Here is an 11,908-nt window from a genome sequence, read left to right as displayed (position 1 = left end):
CGACGGTTTAGCGAGACAGCGACGCATCGAACGGGAGGTTCCCTCCCGTTTGTGTGCGTCAAGACAAGACAGGGAGTCTGAAATAGTAACCTAACTTGCGCCGTCTAGTACTAGAGCTAGCCGAGCGATCGTTCCTGGTGGTAAATAGTCTACATCTCCAATAGCCAGGATCGAAGCAATTCATGAATTGTCTCGATCCTGGTTTTTGTGTTAAGTCGAGAAAACAGTATGTAAAAGTACTGACACTTGCAAGCTGTAATTAGTAACATACTCAGTTGTTATGCGATTGCCCTGAGATTTGACAGTGAGTTAAGATTGGGTGTTGGCGATTTCTCAATTGTTACAGGACATATTATGCTAAAAAAATATTTATCTACTGCGGTATTAGTTGTTTCAGGATTAGTTGTCAGTGCTAGTGGCTCTCACGCACAGACAAGTAGTCCTGCCAATCAAACTTCGACGATCGGTGATAACTCAGGTGGCAATACCGTCGTACAAACAAATCCTCAAAATAATAATAGCCAAACAACCGGAAGTAATAACGGAAATAACAGCCAAAGTATTATTTATCCCAATATTCCCCTCAGTCCCGTAATTCAAAATCCAATCAATACTGAGAATGACTTCGGCCTAAACTTTGGCGGCGCGCTCAATACTTATGACGGTCGGAATATCACCTTATACTTAGGGATTACCTACCAACCCGGTCGTACCGACGATCACAATGCGCGGATGGCTAAATTGAAATCGGAAACTCAGTTATTAGAATCGCAAAGACAAGCAACTCAAACCCAATTAGAACTACTTAAAAAGCAAGTCGCCGAGCAAGAGTTAAGGCTGCAAAGAATGCGATCGGGAGAACAAATTCCAGCTAAATAATTAGCTGTAGAGCTTTTAATTTCTACGGCAACCAAGGATATTGACGAAAATTAGGCTGACGCTTTTCTAGAAAGGCTTGCTTGCCCTCGGCACCTTCCTCCGTCATATAGTAGAGTAACGTTGCATTACCAGCCAATTCCTGTAAGCCAGCTTGTCCATCGCAGTCCGCATTAAGCGCAGCTTTGAGACAGCGAATCGCGATCGGGCTTTTGGCTAAGATCTCCTGCGCCCATTCTATCCCTTCAGCTTCGAGCCTGTCGATCGGTACCACGGTATTGACCAAACCCATATCCAAAGCTGCCTGTGCGTCGTATTGACGGCAGAGATACCAGATTTCGCGCGCCTTCTTTTGGCCGACAATCCGTGCCAAATAACTCGCGCCAAAACCACCATCGAAACTCCCGACTTTCGGCCCCGTTTGGCCGAAGATCGCATTATCGGCAGCAATCGTCAGATCGCAAATTAAATGTAGAACGTGACCGCCCCCGATCGCATAACCCGCTACTAGGGCAATTACGGGCTTGGGCATCGATCGAATCAAGCGTTGGAGATCTAGCACATTCAAGCGCGGAACCCCGTCTGCGCCTTGATAACCGCCATGTCCGCGCACCGACTGATCGCCGCCAGAACAAAAAGCATATTTACCATCGGTATGCGGCCCCGCACCTGTGAGTAATACCACGCCAATGCTGGTATCTTCTCGCGCATCGCAAAAAGCATCGTACATCTCAAATACCGTTTGCGGTCGAAATGCATTGCGCTTTTCGGGACGATTGATGGTCACTTTTGCAATACCATCGGCTTTATGATAGAGAATATCAGTGTAGGTTTTGACCGATCGCCAGGTAATTTCCATGCTGGTTGTAGAGCTGCTAAACAATGTTTAGTTTACCGTCGATCGAGCAAGTTAAATAGGCGGCTTTAAGGTCGGATTGTTTTGATAAATCGATCGAATCATCGCTTTGGGTCTGCTCGATTACCGATACTGTAGACGATCGTGCCAGGTTTGCGGGCATCAAAAATGCCAATTTTCTGGCAAGTCACACCCCGAGCGCGGCAATGATTGGCAGCCATCTTTTCAATCTGTGCTTCTGTTGAGTTGTTGTACCAGAAAATATTATCACTTCGGTTTATCTGGTTTGGCGGTAGCGACGGGTTTGATGCGCGGAACCGATCGATCGGGAAAATAATTTTTAGAGACGTTAAAGGCTGGATTGGTTTCTAGAATTTTTTTCTGCATTGGCGTAAAATTAGCAGGATGACGCAACGGTTCGGCAGTAAATACATGCGCGATTTTACAGTCTTCGTTCTTGTCCTTACAGACTGTTAGCAAATTCGTGCGAGCATTGTCTGGCTTGTTTCCCCAGCCATACCAGAGTAGATTACGTTTATCCCTGGCGATCGCCACCGACCCATTCCAGCCACTCACCGCGATCGTACAGCCCGATCCCATCACTTGCGTACAGGCAGTCAACGCCGCTTGCTGAGATTTTTCTCTAGTCCAATGATTCCATGTCGCCCACACATCACTCGCTTCAGGGTGCCATGCAACTGCAATATAACTGTTGGCATACATCGTTGATATCCTGGGGCGATCGTCGGGTTCTGAATTAGAGTTGTCGCCTCGGGGAATAGGTGACATCGGCGCACAACCTAACCAACCAGCAGTGCCGCCACCTGTCGGGTAGTAGCCATCTGGACATCTTCCCTCAGCCTGTGCCGAACTAGCAAGCAACAATGAAGCCGCTACCGCACTACCCAATAATACAATTTTTCCGAGCATATAATTCATCCCATATATGAGTATGTCAGTATAAATATTTCTACGAAGTCCCAGACTGATACAACCCTTTACTAATATTCCCAGATTAAGTCTGTAATCCGGATAAATTTCAAGAGCGGCACATCTTGCTGACTGCGGCTTTTGAGCTTCGATAACAGGCTAAGACGATTTCCGATTACCTACAATACGCTCCACGATCGAGATTATACCTTCCAGCAGAGGTATTATGCTACAACAAGTCGATCGTATTGCTGCGATCGAGATCGATAGTGTCGATCGAGCCTTTGAATCGATCGATCGACAATACACAACCAAGGGCGATCGTATCTTTATTGCGGGAGATCGCATAACATTTTTATTAGTGGCAGAATAGCCGTTAACTATAAATTATTACAATTATGCTGTGGCAAGCAGATATCTCCAGTCGTCCCCAACAAAACGATCGCGGTGAAACCCTATGGGAATTAGTCATCTGCGCTGCGGATGGCGGGTGGTTTCATACGGCTATTTGTCCGCAGAAACAGGTAAATGCTGAGTGGATTGCCCAGCAAATAAAGTTAGCATTAACAGATAAATTACCCGGAACGATTCAAGTTTTTCGCCCGCAAAGTTTGGGATTGATTCAAACTGCCGCTCAAAAATTAGGAATTGAAGTTGTCGCAACTCGCCGCACGATCGCGTTAAAAAAATTATTGCAACAACAAGCCCAAGATTATCGCAACCCTAATTATCAACCACTCGCGATCGAGTCACCACCACCACAACCGATTCCCGATTATTTAATGGGAGAAAAGTGGCAATTTGTGACGCTTACCGCCGGACAATTGGTAGCAGATTTTGCCGATCGACCGATTCCGATCGTCTCGATGCCAGACTATTTATTACCACCGCATTGGGGGCTAGGAGCCAATGTAGCCATCCCTGGCGTCATCATCTATGGAGGCAGACAATCGATGCGATTGGCGCGGTGGATTGCCGATACAGAGCCTGTGAGCCTCAATTATTTGGGTGACGATCCGGGTGGATTAGTTTTGGATGTCGGTTTAGCCGATCGCTGGGTAATGGTGACATTTAATGATGCAGAAGTCAGTCAAGCCGCCAGACTTTACGAAGCACGAAAACGACTCGTACATGGCTTACATTTTCTATTAGTTACTCCTGACGATTCGGGGATAACTTATAGTGGGATTTGGTTATTGCAAGGTAGTTAAATTAATTGATAATTGATAATTGATAATTGATAATACAAACCGTCGGTTTTGCAGATGATTTGTCTTGTCGGTTCATAAATTGCCTCTAGAATCAATTTTGAGGTGTTTGGCAATTTCCCTAAAGTTATGGAATCTCTCCTACTATATTTGGGAAAATAGTCTACTTAAACATCAATCCTTACCTGCAATCGAAACCCCTTTACCCTTTACCTTTTACCGAATAGGAATGGTTTAAAGCCCCCGCATTTAGACGGGTTGTTATGAACACTGAGTTTAAATCTCCGCCTTAATAACTTTGCTATCAACTATCAACTATCAACTATCAACTAATTAACTCTTTTTAAGGATTGCGCCAACGACTATCGATTTTAAATGGCTCTTGTGGATAGAGTAATGGTTGCTTGGTAGTGCTTTTCGGTTGAGAATTCGATCGATCGAGATTTGGTTCGGTAGTAACATTTGCAGAACTTGACGCGGGTAAACTGCTCAGTAGATCGAGCGATTTACCTAATGGTTCGATCGTTTGCGCTAATTTAGCCTGTTGTTCTAATTGTTCGGTAGAAGAAACTAATTTACCCAAGCCATTGACTAAATTGCGAAGATTGGATCTAAATTCTGGTGAGCCAGTCAGCTCGTCGAGATCTGCCGTGATTTTTTGAGTATTTTGAAATGTCGATCGAGCCGAATCTAATGTTTGCTGTAGTGTTACTATTGTCTTCGGATCGTTGAGATTAGCTGTAATATTTTTGAGGTTGAGCGATGTTTGATTGGCGTTACTCAAGACACCTTCTAGATCTCTAGCTAACTTATCTGTATTTATTTTTGCTACCGCACTATTGAGCTTGACGATCGATGGATTGACAGCGTTAACTGTTTTGCGTAAATCTACACTCAGTGTGTCGAAGTTATTAAGAGTCGTTGCGAAAGTTTTGCGATTTTCAGCAACTAAACTATTAACAGATGTGGCTAATTTTTTATATTCAGCAGCAGTTGCAGTCAATTCACCAGCAGTGACATTAAACTTGTCGGCAGTTTGGCCAAATTTAGTAGTCGTCCGATCGATCGATACAGTCAAAGTATCAGCCTTCGCGGACAAGTTCTTCAATCCACTTTCGACAGATTTAGGTAAACTCGAAAAATCATTACTAACTTTACTGAGATTTTTACTCAATCGAGAGAAGTCTTCGGCGGCGTTCCCGGTTTTGATGAGAGTATTATTGAGGTTTCTGACTACTTCGGGATTATTATAGATATCGACTAATTTCGTAGCCTTTTGGATCAATTCATTAAAACTCGCGCCGATTTGACCATTGACTTTAGAATTATTACAAAGAATCAGATTGCGATCGCATTTACTATCTAGTGCTTTGGCAATATTAGCCGCATTAATTGCTACCCGATTGCGAGGGGTGATTTCGACAACTGGTTCGCCAATCAAGCCAGTTTGACTGACTTCCACCGCCACATCTTTCGGTACGAGCAGATCTGGGTTGTCCATTTGCATTACTACGTCAACCCCATTTACCCCAGGTTCGATTTTACTCACTTTCCCCACCCGAATGCCGCGAAATCTGACTACGGCTCCAGGCTGCATTCCTGGTGCCCGATCGAATTGCGCGATAATGTTATAAGTCTGACTCCCAGGTGTTAAGCCTCTCAGCCATAAGAAAATAGCACCAAAGACTCCCAATCCAGCTATGAGCATCAATCCAACTGAACCTTCTCGGACTGCGCGTGATTGCATTTTAAGTTATCGCTCCTCAACTGAATGCGATCTAGATAAGATTTCGATCGCGTGTTTTTTCTACTATTAGCAATTTAAGTTTGAGACCAATGCTCGCTATGGTAATCCTACTATTGTAATAATGTTCGTCACAAGCAGAATCGATCTCTATGTTACCGCGTTGTACTGTTAATTATTCCCGATCGACACTAACTAGCGATCGTTTATACTTGGGATTTCGATCGATTACTCAGGCAAGCTAGACTCATCCATAGAATTATCTCATTCGCCAGAGCGGTTTCCATATCGGCAAAATACATGAATAAGTGGCTGCGACTCGAACCAGTTCAAGCCGTCCCGTATCTGCTCAAATGGCTGGCGATCGGTTGTACAATTGGCATACTCACAGGAACATCCTCAGCAGCCCTCCTAGCGGCCTTAGATTGGGCGACTCAATGGCGGGAATCCCATCGTTGGATCTTGTTTTTACTGCCCTTGGGCGGATTGTCGAGCGGGCTGATTTATCATTATTTGGGTAGCAGTGTCGAAGCCGGAAATAACCTGTTGCTCGAAGAAATTCACGATCCGCGATCGATAGTTCCGTTGCGGATGGCACCTTTGGTATTATTAGGCACGACGATCGCGCATCTGCTTGGGGCATCGGTAGGGCGAGAAGGCACGGCGGTACAAATGGGTGCGTCACTGGCGGATAGCTCGATGCAAGTATTTCGCCTCCACGGTGCAGATCGCCGAATTATACTGATGGCAGGCATTAGCGGTGGCGTGGCTTCCGTTTTTGGAACACCTTTGGCTGGCATGGTATTTGGGTTAGAAGTACTCGCGTTTGGGCACTTTCGCTACGACGGCTTATTTCCATGTGCGATCGCGGCTATTATCGGCGATCGAGTCACGCTAGCATGGGGAAGGCAACATACAGTTTATCAAATCCCGAACGTCCCCGAATTGACCATCTGGGGGCTGATTTCCACCATTATCGCTGGTACAATCTTTGGACTCACCGCGATGGTATTTGCGACGCTCACCCATCGAATTAGTGCTTACTTCAAAGCCAAAATTAGCTATCCGCCTTTACGTCCCTTTATCGGTGGTATTATCATCGCGATCGCGATTCAGATTCTCGGTACGACTAAATATATTGGCTTAGGAATTCCGACGATCGTTAGTGCATTTAATACTCAACTCCCACCCTGGGATTTTGCTGCCAAAATTGGTTTTACTGCCCTCAGTTTGGGTTCGGGATTTAAAGGCGGAGAAGTCACGCCCCTATTCTATATCGGTGCAACCTTGGGCAACGCACTCGCACCACTGACGAACTTACCCGCACCCTTACTCGCTGGAATGGGATTTGTCGGCGTCTTTGCAGGAGCCGCCAATACACCATTAGCCTCGACATTAATGGCGATCGACTTATTTGGTGCTAATGTGGGCATTTATGCCGCGATCGCTTGTATTTGCAGTTATTTATGTTCGGGACATGCCGGAATTTATCGCGCTCAACGGGTGGGTTTGAGTAAGTATGCTGCGCTCAAACATCATGAAGGAAAAAGTATTGCAGGGATTGAGATCGATCGGAGTACAGATGAAAATAGTCAGTAATTGGTATTGACTAATGAAGGTTTAAACTCGTCTGGCAATATTGAGCTACGATTCTCTTATCAGAGAGGCTTCGCCAACGAGTAATCCCAACATTGATGACCTGCCATGACAGTCGCCCCATCCTCTATTTCCACCGATAGAACTTCATCCCCCACACCTGTCTTAGTCACACAACGCGCAGATCGGCTCTGGATTGCCAAATTATTAGCCTGGGAAGGCTTTTCAGTTGAAGGCAATAGTCGCGAAGATGCTCTATCGAAACTCGTTGGCGAAGCCTGCGCCCAGCGCAATCGACAAGTCAAAGCACAGCTAGCCGATGGTGAAATCGCCTACTTAGACTTGCCATTGGCATCAGTAAAAAATCCCTGGCTGGCGATTGCTGGAAAATACCAAGACGATCCCAACTGGGGCGAATACCAAGTCGCTATTGCCGAAGCACGTCAAGTAGCTAGTGAGAACGAAGAAATTTGGTTAGGGACATAGAAATCGCCTTGCAGCTAATTTTCTGTTTCTTCTTGGATTTCTAGGTTCAAATCTAATGCAAACACTATAGCTTGCTTAATTTTAAGCATTGTCCGATCGGGTACTTTGCCTAGCATTCTTTCTAATCTTACCGTTGGAATCGAACCGATACCTTGAACGTTGGCAATCGAGTCTCGATCGAGAAACCGGAGTTTTGGTAGAACAACTTCATATAAACTCTCCCGATACTGAGTTGTCAGCGGGACATAGATAACTAAAACTCTGGGCGGGTCTGGATCGTAGCGAGAGACGATAATGACAGGGCGAGTCTTTGCTGCCAAACCAAGATCCGCCAGCCAAACTTCACCGGGTTGTGGGTTCATCGATCGATTCTAGTACATCTTGTTCGACAGCTCGTGAAGGTAAAATATCTAGGACATCTCGATCGGCCAGTTCGATAATTTCCAAGATACTTTGCCGCACTCGATCGGCTACTTCTGGCTTCCACTGTAGTAATTTGATATCCAATTTTTCTGTCAGAGCATCCATTCGCAGTTTTATTGAATGTTATGTTGTGGGTTATATTATCCCAATTTGAATGCAGTATGACAACTATGACTAAGCTGGCAAAATTGTCAGCACTCACGATCGCGAACCCGATCGCCGAATGATAGTGTCGATCGAGCTAAAATAAAAATGTAAAGTTCGATAAGGTCGATCTGATGACAGTACGACAACCCCGCTATAGCAAGGAAGAATTTGCCCGCCGTGGCGATGAGATCTATGAATCGCAGGTGCGTTCTCAAGTTGAAGAAGGCAATCGCGGTAAAATTGTCGCGATTGATATCGAAACCCGAGCCTTCGAGATCGATCCGAGTGAAATAGTTGCTTGCAATCGCCTTGAATCTCGTCACCCAGATGCTCAAATTTGGCTCGTTCGCGTTGGCTCCCGCCACGTTCGTCGATTTCGTGGACGGATAAAGTAAATATGGTTTCAAATTAGTCGATCTAAAAGTTACAACTCACTATTCAACAATGCATTCTCAATTCGATCGATTAGTTGCAAAATCTATCGAGCTTGGCAATAGCTTCCCAGTCATGCCGATTGAAGAAATTCGCCTTTCAGTAGCATTTGCCGAGCTTCCAGATCTACACAATGTTATTTCTCGCCTAGTTCAGGAGCTTTTCGAGCATGAGAATATGCACGTCAGACGCATTGCTATAAATGCATGTCGCCGAGCGCAAACATTTGATGTCCAGGGGCTTAAAGAAGGTCTTACAAATAAGCTAAACGATCCAGAAGCATGGGTAAGATATGATGCAGCTTGGGCGATTCATGAGGCAAAATATGACAATCCACTAATTAGAGAATTGCTTATCCTAAATGCGGGAAACGTGAAGCTTCCTGATGATGAGAATCGAGTTCGCGAAAATCCTGGAAACTCTGCTCTACAAGCACAAGTAAAAGCGCGTAAGACACTGAATGCTTTGATGGACGGACAAGAAGGATTAGAATAGCTAACTGTGGTGATTTCGGTGGTGGTGATGGGGGTTGCGATAGTTGACTTGACAGGTTCGATCGATCGAAAAGTCGAGCTAGAATACGAGGGCATAGATTTATTCCCTAAAAATGCCGACACCCACTCCCACTGTTACCCGTACCCATCGCCCGCTACTACTCGCGCCTGCGGGAAATTGGGAATGTGCCAAAGCCGCGATCGAAAATGGTGCGGATGCCATTTATTTTGGGTTGGAGCGGTTTAACGCCAGAATGCGGGCGGAGAATTTTACTGAGGGCGATTTGCCCGAATTGATGAAGTGGTTGCACCAGCGCGGGGTGAAGGGCTATGTCACGATGAATACGTTGGTGTTTCCGCAGGAGTTGCCAGCAGCGGAGCAGTATCTCCGTAGCATTATTTTAGCGGGAGTAGATGCGGCGATCGTGCAAGACATCGGACTGTGTAAATTAATCCGACATTTATCGCCAGATTTCCCGATTCATGCTTCAACTCAGATGACGGTGACGAGTGCGGCGGGGGTAGAATTTGCTCATGAATTGGGGTGTAATTTAGTCGTTTTGGCGCGGGAATGTTCGCTGAAGGAAATCGATAAAATTCAGGCACAATTAGGCGATCGCGAGATCTCTATTCCCCTGGAAGTATTCGTGCATGGGGCGTTATGTGTCGCGTATTCGGGGCAATGTTTGACGAGTGAATCTTTAGGCGGTCGATCGGCAAATCGGGGCGAATGCGCTCAAGCTTGTCGGATGCCTTACGATCTGATTGTCGATGGTGAATCTTATCATTTGGGCGATAAAAAGTATCTACTCAGTCCTCAAGATTTGGCGGGATTGAATGTATTGCCAGAAATTATTAAAAGTGGGGTTAGTTGTCTCAAAATTGAAGGGCGACTGAAGACGCCTGAATATGTGGCAAGCGTGACGAAAGTTTATCGATCGGCTTTAGATCGTATCGTCGAAGATTTGGGGATTTCTGCCGAACCCGATCGAGACTTATATAACTTGGAAATGGCTTTTTCGCGGGGGTTATATACGGGTTGGTTTGAAGGGATTAATAATCAAGCTTTGGTACACGCTCGGTTTGGTAAAAAGCGGGGTGTATATTTGGGCGAGGTGATTAGAGTTTATCCCGATCGCGAAGCAATTACGATCGATCCAATCGCGCCGATTAAAGCTGGTGACGGGATTGTCTTCGATTGCGGACATCCCGAAGATCGCGAGGAAGGCGGACGCGTTTATGAGGTATTTAAAAACGAGCGTCAGTCGGAAGTGATGCTGAGTTTCGGACGCGGTGCGGTGAATTTTCGACAGGTATATATCGGCGATAAAGTCTGGAAAACTAGCGATCCAGAATTGGATAAACAAGTCCGTCAAACTTATGCTGGCGATGTGCCTAAATTTCAACGCCCGATCGATTTAGAAATTCATGGCGAAGTTAACCAAAAATTAATTGCGATCGCTCGCGACGAAATGGGTCATGTGGTGCAGGTAGAATCGGAAATATCGTTAGTTGCCGCCCAAAACCAACCGCTGACGACGGATAAACTCAGCTCTCAATTAGGACGCCTGGGTAATACCCCATTCCGGTTGGGAAATCTAACCAATCATCTGGTTGGCGATCTGATGTTACCCGTCAGCGCGCTCAATCAAATCCGCCGCGAATTAGTAACTAAATTAACCGACGTCCGCAGTCAACCGAAATCTTGGCAACTCTCGCCGACTAATAAATTAACAGACTTATTACCCCAAGTCGATCGAGCCGTACTCAATCCACCGCAACTAATTATTCTAGTTCGTAAATTAGACCAAATTCCCGCCGCGATCGAATCGGGAATTGCTACTATTTATTGCGAACTCGAAGATCCGCGCAAATATCGCGAAGCCGTCCAATTAGTTCGCGCTGCCAAATTTAAAAGCAATCCGCCCCAAATATTTGTCGCACCGCCGCGAATTACTAAACCAGGGGAAAATTGGATATTAGAACAAGTGCGATCGAGCGATGCTGATGGTTATTTAATCAGAAACTACGACCATCTGGAGTTTTTTAAAACCGAGCGGTGTGTGGGCGATTTTGCCCTGAATGTGGCCAATCCGCTGACGGCTGACTATTTTTATCAAAACTACACTTTCGATCGTCTCACGGCCTCCTACGACCTGAATATCGACCAATTAACCGCTCTGATCCGCAGTTGTCCGCGCGATTGGTTTGAGGTGACGATTCACCAACACATGCCGATGTTCCACATGGAGCACTGCGTTTTCTGCACCTTTTTATCTGAGGGTACCGATTATACCAATTGCGGTCGTCCTTGCGACGAGCATCAAGTCAAATTACGCGATCGAGTCGGGACGGAGCATATCCTCCAAGCCGACGCAGGTTGTCGGAATACGGTATTCAACGGTGTGGCTCAAACGGGGGCGGAATATATCCACCGCTTGGTAGAATTAGGCGTCTACAATTTCCGGTTGGAGTTTGTCAATGAATCGTCTGCAACTGTCAGTGAAACAATCGGTTATTATCAACAATTATTAGGCGGTCAAATTAGCGGTACCGAGCTGTGGAAAAACCTGCAACTAAGCAGTCAACTCGGCGTAACGCGCGGATCTCTGGGCGTGTAGATATTTATCGATAAAAAAGTAGGGGTAATTCATGAATTACCCCTTGTATCCTAGAAGAGATTGCATTAGCGATCGATCGCCAGCACCACAGGAAG

The 11,908-nt window shown here is 45.8% G+C and carries 13 protein-coding genes; 8 read left to right on the top strand and 5 right to left on the bottom strand.

Translation table 11 applies throughout. From position 1 onward, the window contains the following. Positions 1 to 354 precede the first annotated feature (354 nt). Complete coding sequence (locus C7B77_RS12980; protein ID WP_106305190.1) at positions 355 to 879, top strand: hypothetical protein; 525 nt, start codon at positions 355 to 357, stop codon at positions 877 to 879. A gap of 22 nt (positions 880 to 901) precedes the next feature. On the opposite strand, the gene menB is transcribed toward C7B77_RS12980, so the two are convergent. Both menB and C7B77_RS12970 read right to left on the bottom strand, forming a co-directional pair. Next, the gene (gene menB, locus C7B77_RS12975) at positions 902 to 1,735 is read right to left on the bottom strand and encodes a 1,4-dihydroxy-2-naphthoyl-CoA synthase (RefSeq protein WP_106305193.1); all 834 of its coding nucleotides are present in this window, start codon (positions 1,733 to 1,735) and stop codon (positions 902 to 904) included. Between the two features lie 264 nt (positions 1,736 to 1,999). Next, positions 2,000 to 2,662 (bottom strand): DUF4189 domain-containing protein, encoded by a 663-nt coding sequence (locus tag C7B77_RS12970; protein ID WP_181243850.1) that lies wholly within the window; start codon positions 2,660 to 2,662, stop codon positions 2,000 to 2,002. A gap of 226 nt (positions 2,663 to 2,888) precedes the next feature. Here C7B77_RS12970 and C7B77_RS29975 point away from each other — a divergent pair, with 226 nt between their 5' ends. Next, positions 2,889 to 3,035: a hypothetical protein gene (locus tag C7B77_RS29975; protein WP_181243849.1), complete on the top strand. Its 147-nt coding sequence runs from the start codon at positions 2,889 to 2,891 to the stop codon at positions 3,033 to 3,035. A 22-nt stretch (positions 3,036 to 3,057) separates the two neighbouring features. Continuing rightward, a complete protein-coding gene (locus C7B77_RS12965) occupies positions 3,058 to 3,873 on the top strand; it encodes a Tab2/Atab2 family RNA-binding protein (protein WP_106305184.1) in 816 nt (271 codons plus the stop codon). A 340-nt stretch (positions 3,874 to 4,213) separates the two neighbouring features. Here the strand turns inward: C7B77_RS12965 and C7B77_RS12960 are convergent, their stop codons facing one another. After that, the gene (locus C7B77_RS12960) at positions 4,214 to 5,617 is read right to left on the bottom strand and encodes an MlaD family protein (RefSeq protein WP_106305181.1); all 1,404 of its coding nucleotides are present in this window, start codon (positions 5,615 to 5,617) and stop codon (positions 4,214 to 4,216) included. Positions 5,618 to 5,914: 297 nt separating this feature from the next. Here C7B77_RS12960 and C7B77_RS12955 point away from each other — a divergent pair, with 297 nt between their 5' ends. Together C7B77_RS12955 and C7B77_RS12950 are read left to right on the top strand one after the other, a co-directional pair. Next, entirely contained in the window at positions 5,915 to 7,213 is a 1,299-nt protein-coding gene (locus C7B77_RS12955; RefSeq protein ID WP_106305179.1) for a voltage-gated chloride channel family protein, read from the top strand. A gap of 105 nt (positions 7,214 to 7,318) precedes the next feature. After that, positions 7,319 to 7,696, top strand: a complete 378-nt coding sequence (locus C7B77_RS12950) for a hypothetical protein (protein WP_106305176.1) — start codon at positions 7,319 to 7,321, stop codon at positions 7,694 to 7,696. Between the two features lie 14 nt (positions 7,697 to 7,710). Here C7B77_RS12950 and C7B77_RS12945 read toward each other — a convergent pair whose 3' ends face one another. After that, entirely contained in the window at positions 7,711 to 8,058 is a 348-nt protein-coding gene (locus C7B77_RS12945; protein WP_106305173.1) for a type II toxin-antitoxin system PemK/MazF family toxin, read from the bottom strand. Beyond that, on the bottom strand, positions 8,039 to 8,224 hold the full coding sequence (locus C7B77_RS12940) for a hypothetical protein (RefSeq protein ID WP_106305170.1): 186 nt from the start codon (positions 8,222 to 8,224) through the stop codon (positions 8,039 to 8,041). The genes C7B77_RS12945 and C7B77_RS12940 overlap by 20 nt, the downstream gene beginning before the upstream one ends. Before the next feature lie 173 nt (positions 8,225 to 8,397). On the opposite strand from C7B77_RS12940, the gene C7B77_RS12935 reads away from it, so the two are divergent. The 3 genes from C7B77_RS12935 (at position 8,398) to C7B77_RS12925 (ending at position 11,813) form a co-directional block, all read left to right on the top strand. Continuing rightward, positions 8,398 to 8,661, top strand: coding sequence for a hypothetical protein (locus C7B77_RS12935; protein ID WP_106305167.1), 264 nt, complete (start codon positions 8,398 to 8,400; stop codon positions 8,659 to 8,661). A gap of 49 nt (positions 8,662 to 8,710) precedes the next feature. Then, on the top strand, positions 8,711 to 9,193 hold the full coding sequence (locus C7B77_RS12930; protein WP_106305164.1) for a hypothetical protein: 483 nt from the start codon (positions 8,711 to 8,713) through the stop codon (positions 9,191 to 9,193). Positions 9,194 to 9,305: 112 nt separating this feature from the next. Next, complete coding sequence (locus tag C7B77_RS12925; RefSeq protein ID WP_106305161.1) at positions 9,306 to 11,813, top strand: U32 family peptidase; 2,508 nt, start codon at positions 9,306 to 9,308, stop codon at positions 11,811 to 11,813. The last annotated feature ends 95 nt before the right edge of the window (positions 11,814 to 11,908 follow it).

Source organism: Chamaesiphon polymorphus CCALA 037 (genome assembly GCF_003003845.1).
GTDB lineage: Bacteria > Cyanobacteriota > Cyanobacteriia > Cyanobacteriales > Chamaesiphonaceae > Chamaesiphon > Chamaesiphon polymorphus.
Note: the sequence above shows the minus strand (reverse complement) of the source record. Positions and strands in the feature narration are given on the sequence as shown.